This is a genomic window from Rhizobium mongolense subsp. loessense (genome assembly GCF_900099775.1).
Taxonomy (GTDB): Bacteria; Pseudomonadota; Alphaproteobacteria; order Rhizobiales; family Rhizobiaceae; genus Rhizobium; species Rhizobium loessense.
On the sequence record NZ_FMTM01000003.1, the window covers coordinates 203,501 to 224,197 of the forward strand.

At 60.0% G+C, this 20,697-nt stretch carries 18 protein-coding genes; 13 read left to right on the forward strand and 5 right to left on the reverse strand.

Features of this window, described 5'->3' with window-relative positions:
• Window positions 1-44: 44 nt before the first annotated feature.
• Entirely contained in the window at window positions 45-1,040 is a 996-nt protein-coding gene (locus BLP23_RS12220; RefSeq protein ID WP_092585131.1) for an aldo/keto reductase, read from the reverse strand.
• A gap of 113 nt (window positions 1,041-1,153) precedes the next feature.
• Here BLP23_RS12220 and BLP23_RS12225 point away from each other — a divergent pair, with 113 nt between their 5' ends.
• From BLP23_RS12225 to BLP23_RS12235, 3 genes are all read left to right on the forward strand, one after another.
• The gene (locus tag BLP23_RS12225; RefSeq protein WP_092585132.1) at window positions 1,154-1,543 is read left to right on the forward strand and encodes a type 2 periplasmic-binding domain-containing protein; all 390 of its coding nucleotides are present in this window, start codon (window positions 1,154-1,156) and stop codon (window positions 1,541-1,543) included.
• A 188-nt stretch (window positions 1,544-1,731) separates the two neighbouring features.
• On the forward strand, window positions 1,732-2,979 hold the full coding sequence (locus BLP23_RS12230) for a TCR/Tet family MFS transporter (RefSeq protein WP_092585133.1): 1,248 nt from the start codon (window positions 1,732-1,734) through the stop codon (window positions 2,977-2,979).
• Between the two features lie 145 nt (window positions 2,980-3,124).
• Window positions 3,125-4,528, forward strand: coding sequence for an MATE family efflux transporter (locus tag BLP23_RS12235; protein WP_092585562.1), 1,404 nt, complete (start codon window positions 3,125-3,127; stop codon window positions 4,526-4,528).
• Between the two features lie 16 nt (window positions 4,529-4,544).
• Here BLP23_RS12235 and BLP23_RS12240 read toward each other — a convergent pair whose 3' ends face one another.
• Complete coding sequence (locus tag BLP23_RS12240) at window positions 4,545-4,865, reverse strand: antibiotic biosynthesis monooxygenase family protein (protein ID WP_092585134.1); 321 nt, start codon at window positions 4,863-4,865, stop codon at window positions 4,545-4,547.
• A gap of 125 nt (window positions 4,866-4,990) precedes the next feature.
• Window positions 4,991-6,196 carry a glutamine-hydrolyzing carbamoyl-phosphate synthase small subunit gene (gene carA / locus BLP23_RS12245; RefSeq protein WP_092585563.1) on the reverse strand — a complete coding sequence of 402 codons (1,206 nt, stop codon included), beginning with the start codon at window positions 6,194-6,196 and terminating at the stop codon, window positions 4,991-4,993.
• Window positions 6,197-6,470: 274 nt separating this feature from the next.
• Here carA and BLP23_RS12250 point away from each other — a divergent pair, with 274 nt between their 5' ends.
• Window positions 6,471-6,923: a GatB/YqeY domain-containing protein gene (locus BLP23_RS12250; RefSeq protein ID WP_092585135.1), complete on the forward strand. Its 453-nt coding sequence runs from the start codon at window positions 6,471-6,473 to the stop codon at window positions 6,921-6,923.
• A 3-nt stretch (window positions 6,924-6,926) separates the two neighbouring features.
• Here BLP23_RS12250 and BLP23_RS12255 read toward each other — a convergent pair whose 3' ends face one another.
• Together BLP23_RS12255 and BLP23_RS12265 are read right to left on the reverse strand one after the other, a co-directional pair.
• The gene (locus BLP23_RS12255) at window positions 6,927-7,784 is read right to left on the reverse strand and encodes a hypothetical protein (RefSeq protein WP_092585136.1); all 858 of its coding nucleotides are present in this window, start codon (window positions 7,782-7,784) and stop codon (window positions 6,927-6,929) included.
• A 716-nt stretch (window positions 7,785-8,500) separates the two neighbouring features.
• Window positions 8,501-8,725: a BrnT family toxin gene (locus BLP23_RS12265; RefSeq protein ID WP_233426686.1), complete on the reverse strand. Its 225-nt coding sequence runs from the start codon at window positions 8,723-8,725 to the stop codon at window positions 8,501-8,503.
• Window positions 8,726-8,946: 221 nt separating this feature from the next.
• Here BLP23_RS12265 and dnaG point away from each other — a divergent pair, with 221 nt between their 5' ends.
• The 9 genes from dnaG to BLP23_RS12310 all read left to right on the forward strand — a co-directional run bounded on the left by dnaG (window position 8,947) and on the right by BLP23_RS12310 (window position 20,693).
• On the forward strand, window positions 8,947-10,926 hold the full coding sequence (gene dnaG / locus BLP23_RS12270) for a DNA primase (protein WP_092585564.1): 1,980 nt from the start codon (window positions 8,947-8,949) through the stop codon (window positions 10,924-10,926).
• Window positions 10,927-10,940: 14 nt separating this feature from the next.
• The gene (recQ, locus tag BLP23_RS12275; protein ID WP_407691787.1) at window positions 10,941-12,782 is read left to right on the forward strand and encodes a DNA helicase RecQ; all 1,842 of its coding nucleotides are present in this window, start codon (window positions 10,941-10,943) and stop codon (window positions 12,780-12,782) included.
• Window positions 12,783-12,883: 101 nt separating this feature from the next.
• The gene (locus BLP23_RS12280; RefSeq protein WP_092585138.1) at window positions 12,884-13,345 is read left to right on the forward strand and encodes a cupin domain-containing protein; all 462 of its coding nucleotides are present in this window, start codon (window positions 12,884-12,886) and stop codon (window positions 13,343-13,345) included.
• Window positions 13,346-13,632: 287 nt separating this feature from the next.
• Window positions 13,633-14,820, forward strand: a complete 1,188-nt coding sequence (locus BLP23_RS12285; protein WP_092585139.1) for a glycine C-acetyltransferase — start codon at window positions 13,633-13,635, stop codon at window positions 14,818-14,820.
• Between the two features lie 171 nt (window positions 14,821-14,991).
• Window positions 14,992-16,029 (forward strand): L-threonine 3-dehydrogenase, encoded by a 1,038-nt coding sequence (tdh, locus tag BLP23_RS12290; protein WP_092585140.1) that lies wholly within the window; start codon window positions 14,992-14,994, stop codon window positions 16,027-16,029.
• A 10-nt stretch (window positions 16,030-16,039) separates the two neighbouring features.
• Window positions 16,040-16,387, forward strand: a complete 348-nt coding sequence (locus BLP23_RS12295; RefSeq protein ID WP_092585141.1) for a GFA family protein — start codon at window positions 16,040-16,042, stop codon at window positions 16,385-16,387.
• 450 nt (window positions 16,388-16,837) lie between these two features.
• On the forward strand, window positions 16,838-18,892 hold the full coding sequence (rpoD, locus tag BLP23_RS12300; protein ID WP_092585142.1) for an RNA polymerase sigma factor RpoD: 2,055 nt from the start codon (window positions 16,838-16,840) through the stop codon (window positions 18,890-18,892).
• Between the two features lie 222 nt (window positions 18,893-19,114).
• Window positions 19,115-19,408 (forward strand): GYD domain-containing protein, encoded by a 294-nt coding sequence (locus BLP23_RS12305; RefSeq protein ID WP_022714277.1) that lies wholly within the window; start codon window positions 19,115-19,117, stop codon window positions 19,406-19,408.
• A 166-nt stretch (window positions 19,409-19,574) separates the two neighbouring features.
• Window positions 19,575-20,693: a DUF930 domain-containing protein gene (locus BLP23_RS12310; protein WP_092585143.1), complete on the forward strand. Its 1,119-nt coding sequence runs from the start codon at window positions 19,575-19,577 to the stop codon at window positions 20,691-20,693.
• Window positions 20,694-20,697: the final 4 nt, after the last annotated feature.

The window sequence follows — 20,697 nt, forward strand, 5'->3', positions numbered from 1 at the left end:
AGGGAGCGGGCTGGGGAGGGCGATGCCAGCAGGAGCGTATCGCCCTATTTTTCGCTGTCCATATGCTGCAATTGTGCATCCGGGTAGCGCGCGCCTGCCGCCGCATCCTTCGGCACGGCGCGTGCGATCGTGTCCATATCATCTGCCGAAAGCTCGACGGCTCTTGAACCGAGCGCTTCCGTCAGCCGGTCGCGGCGGCGGGCGCCGACGAGCGGGATAATGTCCTTGCCCTGTGCGGCAACCCAGGCGATTGCGATCTGGGCGACTGAAACCCGCTTTGCCTCGGCAATCTTGCGGAGTTCTTCGACGAGCGCCAGGTTCTGGTCGATATTACCTTCCTGGAAACGGGGGCTGTAGCCGCGAAAATCGCCTTTGCCCGATTCCTGACCCTTCTGCCAGTGGCCGCTGATCAAGCCGCGCGAGAGCACGCCGTAAGCGGTGATCGAGATGCCGAGTTCGCGGCAGGTGGGCAGGATTGCATCTTCGATGCCACGGGAAATCAGTGAGTACTCGATCTGAAGATCGACGATCGGATGAACGGCCGCCGCCCTGCGGATCGTGTCGGCGCCGACTTCGGAAAGGCCGACGTGCCGGACATAGCCGGCCTTGATCATGTCGGCGATCGCCCCGACGGTCTCTTCTATCGGGACGTTCGGGTCGAGGCGGGCAGGGCGGTAGATGTCGATGTAGTCGACGCCGAGACGCTGCAGCGAGTAGGCAACGAAGTTCTTGAGCGCCGCCGGCCGGCAATCGTAGCCGAGCCAGGTGCCCTGCGGATCGCGGAGCGCTCCGGTCTTGACGCTTATTACGACATTCTCGCGTTTGCGGCCTTTCAGCGCTTCGCCGATCAGCATCTCGTTATGGCCCATGCCGTAGAAATCGCCCGTATCCAGCAGGTTGACGCCGGCGTCCAGCGCGGCATGGATGGTGGCTATGCCCTCTTCACGGTCCGAAGGGCCATACATGCCCGACATACCCATGCAACCAAGGCCGATGGCGGAAACTTCGGGTCCGGTCTTTGCCAAACGATAGGTCTGCATTTCTTTTCCTCCTTTTTCGATACCTCAGCGGGCATCCTCAGGCGTGTTTTACCGGGCCGGACTTTGTGCGATAATTGGGATAACGTCGAACAATCTGTACGGAAATACGCACAATGGATGACTTGCCTCTCAGTGATCTGGCTGCCTTTGCCGCTATTGCAAGGGAGCGGAGCTTTCGCACGGCAGCCCAATACCCCCCGCGCCATATCGGTGCCGCGTCGCCCGCCTATCTTGAAAGACGCGGCGTGCCGCAGCCCTCGAAGGACCTCTTGGCGCAAGATCGCATCCGCCACCATTTCTTAATTTCGCGTCTCGACTGGGAGTTCGAGAGCGACGGCGAAACGCTCGTAATCTCGCCCTCCGGGCCGCTGGTGGCCAACATCATCGAGATGGAGGTTGGTGCCGCCATCGCCGGCCTCTTCGAGGAAGTGCTCACTCCAGCCATCGCACGCCGCGAACTTCAGCCGCAGGCACATGCCACCTGCGCTGCGCGCCTTCGTTGATGTCGTAAAGGAGAAGCGGCGGCCCGAGTAGAATCCCCATTTGTTCCGCCCGCCGATCAATTTCACTGGCGGCTTGATCAAAAACTTTGAAATGTTCACGTATTGTTTCGTTTTTCGCGTTGAGCTATGTAACAACGCCGGCGACGAGATCGTCTTTCCAGAAGCAATCCCCTGTTGAGAGATGTTCCATGCTTGATCCCAAATTCGTTCGCCGAGGCCTCTTCCTCGTTTTCCTGATCCTATTTTTGGACGTGATCGGCATTGCGATCATCATGCCGGTGCTGCCGGCCTATCTTGAGGAACTTACCGGCGGAACCATTAGCGATGCCGCACTCGACGGCGGCTGGCTGCTGGTCGTCTATGCCGGCATGCTGTTTTTGTTTTCGCCGCTGCTTGGCAATCTCAGTGACCGTTTCGGCCGCCGTCCGATTTTGCTTGTCTCCGTGTTGACCTTTGCGATCGACAATCTCATCTGCGCGGTCGCCACCAGCTTCTGGATGCTTTTTGTCGGCCGGGCGCTCGCAGGCTTCAGCGGCGGCAGCTATGCAACGTGTTCTGCCTATATCGCCGACATCAGCAATGACGGGAACCGCGCCAAGAATTTCGGACTGATCGGCATCGCCTTCGGCGTCGGCTTCACGATTGGTCCGGTCATTGGCGGTTTACTCGGCGAATTCGGCCCGCGCGTTCCATTCTTCGGCGCAGCGGCGCTATCCTTCCTCAATTTCGCTGCAGCCTTTTTCCTGTTGCCGGAAACACTAGACGCCAAGCATCGGCGCACTTTCGAATGGAAGCGAGCCAATCCGCTGGGCGCGTTGAAGCAGATGCGAAATTATCCCGGCATCGGCTGGGTCGGCGCCGTCATGTTCCTCTTCTGGTTGGCACACGCCGTTTATCCGTCCGTCTGGTCCTTCGTCTCGACCTATCGCTACGGCTGGAGCGAAGGCCAAATCGGCCTTTCGCTCGGTATCTACGGCATCGGCGCTGCGATCGTCATGGGGCTCGTGCTGCCAAAGATCGTGCCGGTGCTCGGTGAATGGAAGACCGCCATCCTCGGGCTTTCTTTCTCTGTCGTCGGCCTGACGGGTTATGCTTTCGCCTGGGAGGGCTGGGTCGTCTACACGGTCATCATTCTGACCGTGATGGAAAACGTCGCCGATCCGCCGCTTCGCAGCATCGCCGCCGGCAAGGTGCCGCCCTCCGCGCAGGGCGAATTGCAGGGAGCGCTGACCAGCCTCAGCAGCATTACGACGATTGCCGGCCCGCTGATCTTCACGCAGATGTTCGGCTATTTCACCGGGCCGGATGCTCCGGTGACCTTTGCCGGTGCTCCCTACCTGCTCGCCGCCTTCTTTATTCTCTCGGCGGCCCTGGTGTTCCTCGCGAAGGTTCGCACACCGAAACCTTCGGAAGCCTTGGAGGCGCCGGCGCAATGAGCTATCAGAATTCGTGATGATGTGATGAATTTTTCATCATCTGCCTCTTTTAGGGTGGCTCTTTGCGGGCCTTTGATCTAAGGCCCGGTATTACTTTGCCGCGAAATGCGGCCTGAACTGATTCAACCAAACAGGAATGGCTCTGATGGACGCGCCGATCGACGTGCACAGGCTTGCGCCGCAAACCGACAATCACTGGGGCGCGCATTTCCGCGCCACGCTGTCGCTCGGCATTCCGTTCATCGGCGCACAGCTTGCCCAGCTTGGCATCAATACCACGGACGTGATGATCGTCGGCCGCCTCGGCGCCGAGAATCTGGCTGCCATGGTGCTGTCGGCGCAGTTTCTATTCACGATCCTGATTTTCGGTTCGGGCTTTGCCATTGCGGTTATCCCGATGGTCGCGCAGGCTTACGGCCGGGGCGATGTCGTCACCGTTCGTCGCTCGATGCGCATGGGCCTTTGGATGGTCACAGTCTATTGGCTCGTCATGCAGCCGGCCTTCTTTTATGCCGAGGAGATTTTGCTCGCCGCTGGCCAGAAGCCGGAAGTGGCCAAGCTTGCGCACGGCTATATCCTGATCGGCCATTTCGGCGTGCTGCCGGGGCTGCTCTACAATGTTGTGCGCGCGCTCGTCAGCGCGATCGGCAAGGCTGCCGTCGTCCTCAATGTGACCATTGCCATGCTGGTGATGAACGCGATCTTCGCCTACGCCCTCGTCCTCGGTCATTTCGGTTTTCCGGCAATGGGCCTTCAGGGCGCTGCGATCGTCTCGGTCGCAGTGCAGACTGCGGGCTTTATCTTCATTCTCGCCTATGTGCAGATGAGGGAGGAGACGCGGCGTTACGAGATCCTGGTGCGTTTCTGGCGGCCGGATTGGCACGCGCTTTGGGACGTCGTTCGTCTCGGTCTGCCGATCAGCGTGACCATTCTTGCGGAAGTCAGCCTGTTTACAGTTGCCTCGCTGCTGATGGGTTACATCGGCACGATCGAACTTGCGGCACATGGCATTGCGCTCCAATGGGCGTCGATCGCCTTCATGATCCCACTCGGCCTCTCGCAGGCCGCAACCGTGCGCGTCGGCATTGCGCACGGGCAGGGGGACCATTCTGCTCTGGTTCGCGCCTCGATTGCGGTACTGATCATCGCGGCGGCGATCTCCGGTATCGGCGGCGTGCTTTTTGCAATCATGCCCCAATTCCTCGGCAGCTGGTTCCTGGACGTCAATTCGCCGGAAGCGCCGCAGGTCCTGGCTTACGCCGGTCCGCTCATCGTCGTTGCCGGTCTCTTCCAGCTCGTCGACGGCATGCAGGCGGTTGCCAATGGTTTGCTGCGCGGTCTCAAGGATGCGCGTGTGCCGATGATCCTGGCGCTGATTGCCTACTGGCCGATCGGATTCTTCCTTGCCTGGTTCTTCGCTTTCCCGATGGGCTTCGGCGGTGTCGGCATCTGGTTCGGTTTTCTCGTCGGCCTTGCGGCTGCAGCGGTCATGCTCTGCGCACGTTTCTACATTCTCGTGCGTCACGAGGGGGAAATGGCCGGCGCCTGAGCCGGCCATTCGATCGTCAAGCTGCAACCGGCTTGTAATTGGCGATGTCGGCGCGGATACCGAGTCGCGTGAAAAGCTCCTGCGGATCGAAGTTTCGCGCCCGGTGCGCCGCCTGGACGGCGGCCTTTACCCGCTCGACGACCTCGGCGCTTTCCCATTCGGCAATCGTCACGAAATTGAATTCGCCCGGCCCCGATACCTGCTCCAGTACCGTGTGCCGGATGAAGCCTTCCTGGGCCTGCAGCACCTCGTGCGTCCTCAACACATTGATCAGAAACTCCTCGCGTGCCTCCTGCGGCACGGCAAACTTGTCCACGCGATAAAAAGCGCCGTTCATCACCATCTCCTTGGTTATCGATGTCACGGCAATCGGTCTAGTTCCTCAAGTTAAGTTTAGGTCAAGCGCCAGGCAAAAGAAAAAGCCCGCGGCAGGCGGGCTTTCGTTCGGCTGGCGGCTGCGTCTCAACGCTCGGCGAGCGCTGCTTCGCCTTTCTTCCCGCGCACCATGTTGATGAAGCGGCGGAAGAGGTAATGGCTGTCCTGCGGGCCGGGAGAGGCTTCCGGATGGTGCTGGACGGAGAAGATCTGCTTGCCGGCGACGCGTAGGCCACAATTGGTGCCGTCGAAGAGGGAAACGTGAGTCTCCTCAACGCCTTCCGGCAGCGACTTCGTATCGACCGCAAAGCCGTGGTTCATCGAGACGATCTCGACCTTGCCGGTCGTATGGTCTTTCACTGGATGGTTGGCTCCATGATGGCCCTGGTGCATTTTTTCGGTCTTTGCGCCGAGCGCGAGGCCCAGCATCTGGTGGCCGAGGCAGATACCGAAGACCGGGATGTCCGTCTTGATCAGCTTCCGGATCACCGGCACGGCATATTCGCCTGTTGCCGCTGGATCGCCCGGCCCGTTCGACAGGAAGATGCCGTCCGGCTGCATGGCAAGCACGTCCTCGGCACTCGTCGTTGCCGGAACGACCGTGACCTTGCAGTCGAGGCCAGCAAAGAGGCGCAGGATGTTGCGCTTCACACCGTAATCGAGACAGACAACATGGTATTTTGCCTTGTCGGCGGCGAGTTCTGCGTAGCCTTCGTTCCAGATCCAAGGCGTCTGCGCCCATTGCGACGACTGGCCGGAGGAGGCGATCTTGGCGAGATCGAGGCCCTCGAGGCCGCTCCAGGCCTTGGCTTCCGTCTTTAGGGTTTCAAGGTCGAAGACGCCGTTCGGGTCATGAGCAATCACCGCATTCGGTGCGCCGTTCTCGCGGATCCAGGCGGTGAGCGCGCGGGTGTCGATGCCGCAGAGGCCGATGACGCCGCGGGACTTCAGCCAGGCATCGAGATGCTTTGCGGCCCGGTAGTTGGAAGGCTCGGTAATGTCGGCTTTGAAGATGACGCCGACCGCGCCGTGGCGCGCTGCCGGCGTCAGGTCTTCGATGTCTTCCTCATTCGTGCCGATATTGCCGATATGCGGGAAGGTGAAGGTGACGATCTGGCCGAGATAGGAGGGGTCGGTCAGGATTTCCTCGTAGCCGGTCAGCGCCGTGTTGAAGACCACTTCGGCCTGGACCTTGCCGGTGGCGCCGATGCCCTTGCCTTCGATCACGGTTCCATCTGCCAGAACGAGCAGGGCGGTCGGCTTTTCGGTTGTCCAGGGTGCTGTCGCGGTCATCTTCATCCCGTTTCCGGCAGGTCCTGACGTCTTGGGGCCGTCAGACTGCCATTTGTGTTCGCAAGCGTATGGGCGCAGCTTGTCGCAGCGCATCTCAGGCCTGATCACGAATTTTGGTGCAGGTGGCGGTAGATAGCCGCGCTGTGCCCCGGCGTCAATCTTTCTAGCGTGGATCGGCCGCCTTTTCCTTCGCTTTCTCACGCAAATTTCGCAATTTATTTGATCCCTGCCATCGGGCTGGTTTATGAAGCGCCATTCAACAGGAGTGAAGATAATGCTGCGCGATCAGGTCGCCACCGCGCTCAAGGACGCGATGAAATCCAAGAATGCCGAACGGCTCTCGACCGTCCGCCTGATCCAGGCGGCGATCAAGGACCGGGATATCGCCAATCGCGGCACGGGCAAGGGCGAGGCTCCGGATGACGAGATTCTGCAGATCCTCGCCAAGATGGTGAAGCAACGCGACGAATCGGCGAAGATCTACGAAGACAACGCCCGTCCGGAACTTGCTGCCAAAGAGCGTGCCGAGATCACTGTGATCCAGGACTTCCTGCCGAAGCAGCTTTCTGACTCCGAAGTGCGGGCGAATATCGCTGCCATCATCAAGGAGACCGGCGCCGAGGGGCCGAAGGACATGGGGAAGGTCATGGCGGGGCTCAAGGAACGCTATGCCGGCCAAATGGACTTCGCCAAGGCGTCAGGCACGGTCAAGGAACTGCTGAAATAGGCTCTATGCGGCCGGGCCCAGCACTGCCTCGGCCGCAGCATCGACCACCGCGAATTTCGCGGCCTGATAATTCCAGTATTCGAGAATGAAGCCGCGCGAGAGCCAGAGATCGCCCTTGCGCGGCGGCTCCTCCCAGCCAATGCTTCCCATTTCGGCGGCCTGTGAAAGCAGGCGCTTCAGGTGCGTATTCGAAATCATGAATTGCGCACGGATTTCGCCGAGTGATACGGGCCCAAGAACCATGCGCTCCTTCGACCGATCGAAGCCCGGTAGGCGCGACATCAGATAATCCATGACCAGCCCGCCCGAATTTGCCCAGTTGAAGAGATTGAAGGTCCTGCCAGGGTCGCGCACGGCATCGGTTTCGATGATCGCCTTGGCGATCAGCGGCTGAATTTTGCCGATGGTTGAAAGATCCGCGCTTGCCCGCTCGAAGCGTTTCCCGCCATCCAGTCCGTCGAGGATGAACAGATGGGCGAGCAGCCACTTCAAGAAATGCTGTTCGGCCGTTTCCGTCGGCTCAAGCAGCCGCGTGCGTCGATCGCTCTGGCCGCTTGCCGGCTTCAGGAAGCGATAGGCAAGCATTTCCTGCACGAAAGCGGCAGCGGTATTGCGGCTGGCGATATTGTTGGCGACGACGAATTCGACAAAGCGGCCGGAATAAAGCCCTTTCTTTATGTCGTCGGGATAGCCGTAGTGCAGCGCAAATCCGACATGCGCCATCAGCCAGCGCTGCTGTGCGGCAAAGATCGAGGCAATGCGCGGGCTTTCGCGATAGATCGCAAGCATCTCATTGGCGCAGAGTAACACTGCTTCAAAAAAACGATCATCGGCTGCAAGTTTTTCAGCGGTAATAGGCATCGAACATCCCAGGCGGGCACACGTATTCCATCTGTTACGAAGGATGCGCCTGTCAATGTTACTTTGCACAAGGATGCTGCAAAGACGCTGCAATATTCCGATGTCAGTTAACCGACAAGGTTAAGCCCAAAAGTAAAAGAAGGCAGGAGCTGGGGGCGCTCCTGCCTTCTTGCTCTTTGCTTGTCGCTGGCGACGCGGGCCGAAACCCAACCAGCGGCGTATTTGCAAAGGCACCCTTGCGAGGCGGCGCCGGGGGTAGGGATGGAGCCTCGCTCGGGGATCGCTTGTTGGGACGGAGCGTATTGCGATGCAGCAGAGGATTCAAATTACAAAAATATAATAATTCGATCGTGAGCCTTTTGCATCCGAATTTCCGGTGCGCACAGGACAACGCCAAGCCTATCCGGCGCTCTTCTTATGCGCGGGCTAATCGATTGATAAACAAGATTTTATTCGTCGTTATGCGTGTCTTGCCGCGAGCCTGTTTGGTCTGTTCGTCTTGCGGACCGGCGGCCGGCGCGCGCAGTTTGTCGCACCCTGGGCTGCAAGCTGTCACGCTTTTTTGATTGTCTTTTGTTATTTTCGGAGTCGAGCGTTCAAAGCTTTCTGCTGCTGGACGTAATGGCACAGAATGGCATTGAAGCGGGTTCGATAGCCTGGTCGACGCGGGCGCGGTCCGTCCGGTCTTCGCTGCGGGCGATCATTTTTTGATCTCTTCAGCCGAGTATCTGGCGATACGCTCCTTGCTCGTTCTTGCGTGCCGCACGAGCTGAGATAATCCGGCAGGATTCGGCGCGCAGCGTATAGACGACCGCGATTGCCATGAGCGAGTCCGGAGAGATTGCCAAAGTGCGAACTCCTCCATGTCGATCAAAATTTCTTTCCAGATTCGGTTCGTTCTTTGCGGCCGCTGCCTTTGGAGAGTCTATTCCACGTTTCATGGATATCTGCTTGCTGCTTGTTTTCGTCCCATTCGAAGGACGAGAACTGCTTCTGAACAGGCTCCATGCTGCACCTACAGGCTCGATTTCGTCTAGGCACGCATGCGTCGTCGTCTATACAAATTCGGGGGCGTCAAGCCTGTGAATAGCGCGTCTTTCCGCTGAAGTTCATGGCAGGTTCCGCCAAACCTGCGTATATGATGGTTCGCCAAGAGGTTCATATGCGCTTTTCCAATTCCTTTCTCGATGAGATACGCGACCGCGTCCAGATTTCGGATGTAATCGGCCGTCGCGTGAGCTGGGACAAGCGCAAGACCAATGTTTCGCGCGGCGATTACTGGGCCTGCTGTCCGTTCCACGGCGAGAAGTCGCCGAGCTTTCACTGCGAGGACCGAAAGGGCCGCTATCACTGCTTCGGCTGCGGCGTCACTGGCGACCATTTCCGCTTCCTGACCGAGCTTGAGGGCATGAGTTTTCCCGAAGCCGTTCAGCAGATCGCCGATATGGCGGGTGTCGCCATGCCGATCGCCGATCCTGTCATGGAAAAGCGCGAGAAGGAGCGCGGCTCGCTTCAGGACGTCATGGAACTGGCGACGCAGTTCTTCCAGGACCAATTGCAGACGGCGAACGGCGCGCGGGGGCGGGCATACCTACGCGACCGCGGACTGACGGGACGGACAATCGACACCTTCCGCCTCGGCTTTGCGCCGGACAGCCGCAATGCGCTCAAGGAGTTTCTGGCGGGCAAGGGCATTGCCAAGGAGCAGATCGAAGCCTGCGGTCTTGTGGTCCATGGTCCCGACGTGCCTGTCAGCTATGATCGCTTCCGCGACCGCATCATGTTTCCCATTCTCTCGTCGCGGGAGAAGGTGATCGCCTTCGGTGGCCGCGCCATGTCGCCGGATGCGCCAGCGAAATATCTCAATTCCAACGAGACCGAGCTCTTCCACAAAGGCAATGTGCTCTACAATTTCGCGCGCGCCCGCAGAGCGATCCAAGGCGCAGACGGCGCCGGCACCATCATCGCCGTCGAAGGTTATATGGACGTCATCGCGTTGCATCAGGCCGGCGTCGAGAATGCCGTTGCGCCGCTCGGTACGGCGCTTACCGAGAATCAGCTCGAACTGCTTTGGAAAATGACGCCGCAGCCGGTGCTCTGCTTTGATGGTGACGGCGCCGGAACCCGCGCCGCAAACCGTGCGGCAGATTTGGCGCTGCCGCATCTGAAGCCCGGCCGAACCGTGCGTTTTGCGCTGCTGCCAGATGGCAAGGACCCGGATGACCTCGTGCGCCATGATGGCCGCGCGCCTTTCGACAAGGTGATGAGCCAGGCAAAGCCGCTCGCCGAGATGCTCTGGAGCCGCGAGATCAACGCGGGCAATTTCGATACGCCGGAGGCGCGCGCCGAACTCGAAGCCCGGCTAAAACAGATGGTCGCCGTCATCGTCGACGAAAATGTCCGCCGCCACTATCAGCAGGACATCCGGGACCGGCTCAACGCATTCTTTCAACCGCAATTCCAAAACCGCGGCGAGCGCCGAAGCTTCGATCGCGGCGGCCCGCCCGGCGGACGCGGCGGGCATGAGGCGCGCGGCGCGCGCATCTCCGGCGGTGGCGTTTCCGAGCGCCTTGCGCGTTCGGGTCTCGTGCGCGGGCATCAGGAGATTCCGGCGTTGCGCGAAAGCGTGCTGGCGCTCACCATCGTCAATCATCCCGCCCTGATGCAGGACGAGTATGACGAAATCGCCTCGATCGATTACGACAACCGCGAGCTTCAGCGACTATGGTCAGGTGTGCTCGGTGCTGCGGCGGCCGTCGCCGGGCCGCATCTGACGCGCGAATACCTGATCGAGCGGCTGGAGGAGCAGGGGTTCGGCGCGCTCCTTAAGAGCCTGGAGCAGCAGATCCGCAACGCGCGCCTCTGGATCGCGACGGAGGAGGCAGCCATGGAAGATGCCCGCGAGGGCTACCGCCAGGCGCTTGCCTTCCACAAGCGCGCCAAGGCACTGCGCTGGCAGAAGATCGAGCTCGAACGCGAGATCGCCGAGGCAACGGAGGCCGGAGACGGCGATGTCATCGACCAGTTGATGCGCGCCCTGCAGGAAGTCCATTTCGAGGGCCTCCGGCTGGAGAACCAGGAAGCCATCATCGATGGCTTCGGCGTGCTATCCGGCCGTGTGAAGGGCGCGGCAAGCCATTGATGGACGGCGGTGACATGGCATTTTCCGCCGCAGGCGCGCTCTTCGGCAACGGCCGGGACCCGCTCGTCATCCTGAAGCGCGTCTACGGCTATCCCGCGTTTCGCGGCAAGCAACAGCAAGTGATCGATCAGCTCGTGGCAGGCGGCGATGCCGTGGTGCTCTTTCCGACGGGCGCCGGCAAATCGCTCTGCTTCCAGATCCCGGCGCTTTGCCGTGACGGCGTCGGCATCGTCGTTTCGCCGCTGATTGCCCTGATGCGCGATCAGGTGGAGGCGATGAAGCAGCTCGGCATCCGCGCTGCAGCGATCAACTCGTCGCTCACCCGCGAGGAATTCGTCGATGTCCGCCGGGCGCTCTCGGCGGGTCAGCTCGATCTTCTTTATGTCACGCCGGAGAGGATCCTCATGGACGGCTTCAGAGAGACGATCGGCAGTGCGAAGATCGCGCTCTTTGCGATCGACGAAGCGCACTGCGTCTCGCAATGGGGGCATGACTTCCGCCCGGAATATCGCGAACTCGGCAGGCTTGCGGAACACTATCCGGGCGTGCCGCGCATTGCATTGACGGCGACTGCCGATCCGCACACCCGCGACGACATCATCGAACGGCTGGCGCTGAACAATGCCAAGGTCTTCACCACCAGCTTCGACCGGCCGAACATTTCCTACGAAATCGTCGAGCGCGATCAGCCGCGCCAGCAGCTCCTGCGGTTCCTCTCGAGGCACAAGGGCAATAGCGGCATCATCTACTGCCTGTCGCGCGCCAAGGTCGAAGACACGGCAGATTGGCTGAACACGCAGGGCATCCGCGCGCTTCCCTATCATGCCGGCATGGACCGGTCGCTGCGCGATGCCAATCAGGATGCGTTCCTGAAAGAGGAAGAGCTTTGCCTCGTTGCCACAGTCGCCTTCGGCATGGGCATCGACAAGCCGAATGTGCGTTATGTCGCCCATCTCGACCTGCCGGGCTCCATCGAGGCCTATTACCAGGAAACCGGTCGTGCTGGGCGCGACGGCCTGCCGTCGGAGGTCTGGATGGCCTATGGCATGTCCGACGCCATCCAGCGCCGCCGCATGATCGACGAGGGCAATGCGGCCGATGAGATCAAACGCATCGAACGCGGCAAGCTCAACGCGCTGCTCGCCATCTGCGAAACGGCTTCCTGCCGCCGTCAGGCGATTCTTGGGCATTTCGGCGAGGCGCATGCCGGCAATTGCGGAAATTGCGATACCTGCCTGAAGCCTGTCGAAACCTGGGACGGGACGGAAGCGGCGATCAAGGCGCTGGCCGCCGTCTATCGCACCGGCGAGCGTTTTGGCACCAGCCATGTGATCGATGTGCTCCTCGGCAATATCAATGAAAAGACCGAGCGCTTCGGCCATATCGACATGCCGGTCTTCGGCGCCGGCAAGGATGTCCCGGCCCGCATCTGGCAATCCGTCTTCCGCCAGCTTCTTGCCATGGGTCTGATCCGCATCGATCATGAAGCCTATGGCGCGATGAAGCTTGAGCCGGATGCCCGAGCCGTCTTCAAGCATGAACGCCAGGTCTTCTTCCGCAAGGACCGCCCGGCCTCGGAACGCCGCACCAAGAAAGCCGAACGTAGCGAGCGCCGCTCCGGTCTTTCCGGCGCCGACAGCATTCTCTTCGAAGCGCTTCGGGCCGAACGCACGTCGATCGCCAAATCCCTCGGCGTTCCGCCCTATGTCGTCTTCCCCGATACGACGCTGATTGCCTTCGCCACCGAGCGGCCAAGGAGCCGGAAGGATCTCCTGAACATCTCGGGCGTTGGGCAATCGAAGCTTGAGCGCTATGGCGATGCGTTTCTGGACGTCATTCTGGCAAACGGCGACTAGACCGGAATTGGGGCGGTTGCAGAGGCCTGCCTAATGCAATCGGGTGATGTTCTGCGCGCCGGACCTCTGATATGTTTCCCCTAAAGTCCGGGGGACCTTCAATGGCAATTTTCAACAGAGCGGTGGTTTCGTCGCCCGGGCGTGAGCGGATTGCTAGACATCTGCACGATGGGCAGGTCTTTATTCATGCGACGGCAGAAGAGACCGGGGGCGTGCTTGGCATGTGGGAGACATTTTCAGCGCCCGGAACAGGACCGGCCCCGCACATGCATACGCGCGAGACCGAGGTTTTCCGTGTGATTGCCGGAGCCTATCGTTTCTGGTGCGGCAACGAGGTGATCGATGCGCCTTTGGGCACCACGGTCGTTCTGCCGCCGAACGTGCCGCATGCGTGGAAAAACATCAGCGATGCGACAGGGCGCATGATGGCCGTCGTAACACCCGGTGGTTTCGAACATTTCTTCATGGAACTCGAACGCACCGGCGCCAACACGCCGGGAGCCATCCTTGCCGTTCAGGAGCGTTTCGGTCTTGTTGACGTCGAAATGGAAACCGAGCTCTAGGATCGAGATCGCCATCTTGCAGTCTATCCGCCCGATGAAGGCTAGCTGCAAAGGCAGTTTTCACATCCCGACGGTCATCCGCGATCGACGGTCAGGACATGCCGTTGACGAAGGAGGCAATTCCGAGCGAGGTCAATTGGCGAATTCAAGTGCGGTGTTGTGCGTGCCAGCTCCATCCTTCTGCAGGAGGCTGCTTCCTGCTGGTTTCGGTTCGGCGCTGAACAAGACAAGCCGACGGCAATATGCTAACTCGGCGACAGTCGGAAGCATCGGAAGAAAGACCGTCAATGACCTCGCAATTCATCTCCCATCTGCGCGGCGAACTCTCCGCGCTCAAGGATGCCGGCCTCTACAAGTCCGAGCGCGTCATTACCTCGAAGCAAGCCGGCGAAATCGCCATAGCCTCCGGCGAGCGCGTGCTGAACTTCTGCGCCAACAACTATCTCGGCCTTGCGGATAACGACGAGCTGGCCGAGGCGGGCAAAAAGGCACTCGACCGTTATGGATACGGCATGGCCTCCGTCCGCTTCATCTGCGGCACTCAGGAGGAGCACAAGCAACTCGAATCCCGCATTTCGTCGTTCCTCGGCATGGAGGACACGCTCCTTTATTCCTCCTGCTTCGATGCCAATGGCGGTTTGTTCGAGACGCTGCTTGGCGAGGAGGATGCGATCATCTCCGATGCGCTTAACCATGCCTCGATCATCGACGGCGTGCGGCTCTCCAAAGCCAAGCGTTTCCGCTATGCCAACAACGATATGAAGGCGCTGGAAGAGGAGTTGAAGAAGGCCGAAGACAGCCGCTTCAAGATGATCGCGACCGACGGTGTGTTCTCGATGGACGGCATCATCGCCAACTTGCAAGGTGTCTGCGATCTCGCGGAGAAATACGGCGCAATGGTCATGGTGGACGACAGCCATGCCGTCGGCTTCGTCGGCAAGCATGGTCGTGGTTCGCCGGAACATTGCGGCGTCGAAGGCCGTGTCGATGTCATCACCGGCACGCTCGGAAAGGCACTCGGCGGTGCTTCGGGAGGTTATACTTCGGCGAAGGCCGAGATCGTCGACTGGCTTCGGCAGCGCTCGCGACCCTATCTCTTTTCCAATACGCTTGCACCGGTCATTGCCGCCGCCTCGCTCAAGGTCTTTGACCTGATCGAGAACGGCAACGCATTGCGCGAAAAACTTTCAGCGAATGCTTCGCTCTTCCGCGCGGAGATGACCAAGCTCGGTTTCACGCTGGCGGGCGAGGGGCATCCGATCATTCCCGTGATGCTCGGCGATGCCAAGCTCGCACAGGACATGGCGGCGCTGATGCTGAAGAAGGGTGTTTACGTGATCGGCTTTTCGTTCCCGGTCGTGCCCAAGGGCCAGGCGCGCATCCGCACGCAGATGTCGGCGGCGCATTCCAGGGCAGATGTCGAGCGCGTGGTTGCGGCTTTCGCGGAAGCGGGCAGGGAGCTGGGCGTCATTTGACACCGCTTGTTCCATCTTCTCCGCGGCGCGGAGAAGATGTCAAAACGGATGAGGGGCCGAAGCGTCAGCGACGCTCTGAATGGAATGAAGAGCAATTGACGGTGTGCCGTTCTCCCCGAGGGGAGAAGGGAAATAGCGAAGCTGGGCACCTTACAAGACGGGAATCCTCAAATGTCGAATATGATGAAGGCGCTGGTCAAGTCGAAACCGGAAGTCGGGCTCTGGATGGAAAACGTGCCGGTTCCTGAGGTCGGGCCGAACGACGTTCTGATCCGCGTCAAGAAGTCGGCGATCTGCGGTACGGACGTCCATATCTGGAACTGGGACCAGTGGGCCCAGAAGACCATTCCGGTACCGATGGTCGTCGGCCATGAGTTCTGCGGCGAGATCGCCGAGATCGGTTCCGCCGTCACCAGATACCATGTCGGCGAGCGGGTTTCCGGCGAGGGCCATATCGTCTGCGGCAAGTGCCGCAACTGCCGTGCCGGCAGGGGGCATCTCTGCCGCAACACCCTTGGCGTCGGCGTCAACCGTCCCGGCTCCTTCGGCGAGTTCGTCTGTATTCCGGAAGCCAATGTCGTGCCGATCCCGGACGACATCCCGGACGAGATCGCTGCGATCTTCGACCCCTTCGGCAATGCGGTTCATACAGCACTTTCCTTCGATCTCGTCGGCGAGGACGTGCTCGTCACCGGTGCAGGCCCGATCGGCATCATGGGCGCACTCGTCGCCAAACGTTCCGGCGCCCGCAAAGTCGTCATTACCGACATCAACCCGCACCGACTGGATTTGGCGCGCAGACTCGGCATCGACTACGTCGTGGATGCATCGAAGGAGAATCTTGCCGATGTCATGAAGGCGATCGGTATGACGGAGGGTTTTGACGTCGGCCTGGAAATGTCGGGTGCAGCACCCGCCTTCCGCGACATGATCGACAAGATGAACAACGGTGGCAAGATCGCAATCCTCGGCATCGCGCCGGCTGGTTTCGAGATCGACTGGAACAAGGTCATCTTCAAGATGCTGAACCTCAAGGGCATCTACGGTCGCGAGATGTTCGAGACCTGGTACAAGATGATCGCCTTCGTGCAAGGCGGGCTCGATCTGTCGCCTGTCATCACGCACCGCATCAAGATCGACGAATTCCGGGACGGCTTCGAGGCGATGCGCTCAGGCAATTCCGGCAAGGTCGTGATGGATTGGAACTAAAGGAAAAAAGATGATCTACCAGGGAAGCTGCCACTGCGGCAAGATCGCGTTCGAGGTGGAAGGAGACTTCAAGACGGCGATCGATTGCAATTGCTCGCTCTGCCGGCGGCGGGGCGGCCTGCTTGCTTTTGTACCGCGCGACAAGCTAAAGCTGCAGACGCCGGAAGAAAACAAGTCGACCTATACTTTCAACACCCATGTCATCAAACATCACTTCTGCAGCAACTGCGGTATTGCACCCTACGGCGAAGGCGTTCTTCCGAACGGCGATCCCATGGCATCGATCAACCTGCGCTGTATTCCCGTCATCGATCTCGATTCTCTGGAAATCATGCCTTACGATGGCGCGTCCCGATAGCGATGGGCGGCGGATATCCTGTAACGGCAGCTAAAAACCAGGAAGATCTCTCGTTGCCGTGGCAAGAATTCCTGCTCCCCTTGTCTTCTTGCGGTGACATCCTATCTAAGCGAAGCAATCGCTTGAGCGGTTCCCAGCCTGTGGATAAGGGTTTTTCCGTGTTTTCGACGGCTTTTTTAGTGGAAAAGCTTGACGCGAACAAAAATTGTGGGAATCACCGTTCGACTTGAAAAGCGGTGAACTGGGTCGAGGCGGATCGCACATAACCATGGCCGGAAATTTCGAAGCACTAAAGCTCTGTCGTCCGGCATCAGCGATCGTGGTTAATTGGGCTTTAAAGGTCATCCCGTTAGGTGGGTAAGGTGATTCGAGGCTTGGGTTTGCGCACTCAGGCTTCGAGGGCCGTTCACCGCAGCGAGTTTGAATAGCGTCAGGAAGGCGACGATATAAATGGTAACCAAGGTCAAAGAGAACGAAGAAGCGGAAGTCGAACGCGACGGCGCATCCGACGGCCCTCTTCTCGATCTTTCCGATGACGCGGTCAAGAAAATGATCAAGGCCGCGAAGAAGCGCGGCTACGTGACGATGGACGAGCTGAATGCCGTTCTTCCGTCCGAGGAAGTGACGTCCGAGCAGATCGAAGACACGATGGCGATGTTGTCCGATATGGGCATCAATGTCATCGAAGACGAAGAAGCCGAAGAGGCAGGCCAGGGCGGCGGTGACGACGACGACGCGGGCGGCGATGACGAGAGCGAAGGCGGCGAACTTGCGCCTTCCGGCGGCACCGCGCTTGCAACGGCAAAGAAGAAGGAGCCGACCGATCGTACCGACGATCCGGTGCGCATGTATCTGCGCGAGATGGGTTCCGTCGAACTCTTGTCGCGCGAAGGCGAAATTGCCATCGCCAAGCGCATCGAGGCCGGCCGCGAAACCATGATCGCCGGGCTCTGCGAAAGCCCGCTCACCTTCCAAGCGCTCATCATCTGGCGCGACGAACTGAACGAGGGCACGACGCTGCTTCGCGAGATCATCGATCTCGAAACGACCTATTCCGGTCCGGAAGCCAAGGCCGCCCCACAGTTCCAGAGCCCTGAAAAGATCGAGGCTGACCGCAAGGCCGCCGAAGAGAAGGAAAAGACCCGCCGCATGCGTTCCGGCGACGACGACATCACCGATGTCGGCGGCGAAGGCATGCCTGTGGAAGAAGAGGAAGAGGACGAAGACGAATCCAACCTCTCGCTCGCAGCCATGGAAGCAGAGCTGCGGCCGCAGGTCATGGAGACGCTCGACCTCATCGCCGAGACCTACAAGAAGCTGCGCAAGCTGCAGGACCAGCAGGTCGAGCAACGCCTTGCCGCGACCGGTACGCTGTCTTCTGCCCAAGAGCGCCGCTACAAGGAACTCAAGGACGAGCTGATCAAGGCCGTCAAGTCGCTTTCGCTCAACCAGAACCGCATCGAGGCTCTGGTCGAGCAGCTTTACGATATCAACAAGCGCCTCGTTCAGAACGAAGGCCGCCTGCTGCGTCTGGCTGAATCCTACGGCGTCAAGCGCGACTCGTTCCTGGAGCAGTATCAGGGTGCCGAGCTCGATCCGAACTGGATGAAGTCGATCGGCAATCTGGCTGCGCGCGGCTGGAAGGAATTCGCCAAGGGCGAGAACACGACGATCCGTGACATCCGCCAGGAGATCCAGAACCTCGCCACGGAAACCGGCATCTCGATTTCGGAGTTCCGCCGCATCGTGCACATGGTGCAGAAGGGCGAGCGCGAAGCGCGCATAGCCAAGAAGGAAATGGTCGAAGCGAATCTTCGCCTCGTCATCTCCATCGCCAAGAAGTACACCAACCGCGGCCTGCAGTTCCTCGACCTCATTCAGGAAGGCAATATCGGCCTGATGAAGGCGGTCGACAAGTTCGAATACCGCCGCGGCTATAAGTTCTCGACCTATGCGACATGGTGGATCCGCCAGGCGATCACCCGCTCGATCGCCGACCAGGCGCGCACGATCCGCATTCCGGTGCACATGATCGAGACGATCAACAAGATCGTCCGCACGTCCCGCCAGATGCTGCACGAAATCGGCCGCGAGCCGACGCCGGAGGAACTGGCCGAAAAGCTCGCCATGCCGCTCGAAAAGGTCCGCAAGGTCCTGAAGATCGCCAAGGAGCCGATCTCGCTCGAAACCCCCGTGGGCGACGAGGAAGATTCACACCTCGGCGATTTCATCGAAGACAAGAACGCGCTGCTGCCAATCGACGCCGCCATCCAGGCGAACCTGCGCGAGACGACGACGCGTGTTCTCGCCTCGCTCACACCGCGCGAGGAACGCGTGCTGCGCATGCGCTTCGGCATCGGCATGAACACGGACCATACGCTCGAGGAAGTCGGCCAGCAGTTCTCGGTTACCCGCGAACGTATCCGTCAGATCGAGGCGAAGGCGCTGCGCAAGCTCAAGCATCCGAGCCGCTCCAGAAAACTCCGCAGCTTCCTGGATAGCTGAGAGCCGTACCGGCCGCGATGACAGCCTTGCGGATGACTGATTGATGATCGAAGAGCCGGGTCCGTCCCGGCTCTTTCTTTTGCGTTACCAGACATTCCGTCGCTTTCCTCGCGCCTCAATGGTATAGTCCGGATGATACGGGGGACGGGACCGGCCGCAGCGCGTGAGCGAAGGTCGCCACAATACCTGCGTGGACCAAAACCCTCCGTAGGGAGGTGTGCAATGACCACATACGTCATGCTTATCAACTGGACGGATCAAGGCGTTCGCAGTGCACGCGACTCGGCAAAAAGGCTGGACGCGGCAAAGAAGGCGCTCGGCGAGATGGGCGGCTCCTTCAAGGATTTCTTTCTGACGATGGGTGAATACGACATGGTCTCCATATGCGAGGCGCCGGACGACGCGGTGATGGCGCGGTTCACGCTGCAGCTTGCAACGGCCGGCAACGTTCGCACGAAAACGCTGAAAGCGTTTCCAGAGGCTGCCTATCGCGAAATCATAGGCTCGCTCGGCTAACGGCGATCGGCCTGCGATCGCAGCCTCGTGACGGTGAAAAGATGTGGACGATCGGCCGCGGGGCCTTCGCTCGGCCGCGCGGCGAGGCACTTTTTTGTTTTGCGGCTTGATGCTGCCTTCTTGAAAGGCCACATCCGTACCTTGTCGGAGAGCATAATTCGCGGGCATGCAGAAGATCGTCGCAAAGCGCTGGGGAGAGATCAGTTGGGGTGTCACAGCCTCGATCGCGCTGCATATTGCCGTCGTTGCGTTTTTCCTGGTGAAGCTGCCTGAAAAGACGCCGCAACCGCCAGAAGAAGAGACGGTGAACGTCGATCTCGTGCCTCCGCCGGAAGAGGAAAAGAAGCCGGAGGAGAAGAAGGCCGAGGAAAAGAAGGCAGAAGAGCAAAAGCCGCCTGAGAAACCTCCCGAGCTGCCGAAGATCGAGGAGAAGGCTGAGCAGAAACCGCCGGCGCCACCACCACCTCCTCCTCCGCCGTCGGAAGCCAAGCCGTCCGAACCGCCGAAATCCGAAGCCAGGAACGATCCCTCCGACAAGGAAGGGAAGGACCAGAGAATGCCCGTCCTGAGGCCGGTCTTCGAGTTCGGCGACAAGGATAGTGGCCCCCGCAAATCCGAAACGGGCAACGTTTCGGCGGAGGCTGGTAAGCCGCCGGTGACGCCCCCGGACGAGCCGAAACAGGAAGAGCCCAAGCCCGCCGAAACGGCTGCTGCAAAGCCTCCCGCCACGGACCAGCCGCCGGCAAACCCAGTGCCGGACGATGTCAATCTGCCTCAGGTGGATGTGGCCAATAACGACCCGCAGAAGAACGGACCTGCAGCCGGCGCGGAAGACAAGGCGAATATCGGCTTCGAACCGGCAAAGCCTACGGACCAGCCCAAGATCGATCAGACGGAAACGACGAAGGCTGAAAAGCCTAGCGAGCTGAAGGAAGCAAAGACGCTGTTCTCGCAGAACGAAACGGATGATCCGATCGCCCGGACTGCCATGGGCAACATGCCGCGCGGAAGAAGGGCCGCGCAGCTTTGCAGCACCGAACTTCGCGAGCAACTGGTTCACGGATCGCCCGCCTACAACCCGGTAATGGTCCCCACTTATGCGCTGCCGCGCGGTACGAAGCTCGAGGTGCGGCGTGGTGCCTTCCGCACGCGCGAGGGATGGTACGACGTTCAATTCCGATGTGAGGTGGACGAGGGCGTAACCAAAATCGTCTCGTTTGCCGTCGATGTCGGCGATCCGATCCCGCCCAGCCTGTGGCGCAGCCGCAATCTTCCGCAGTTCTGACACG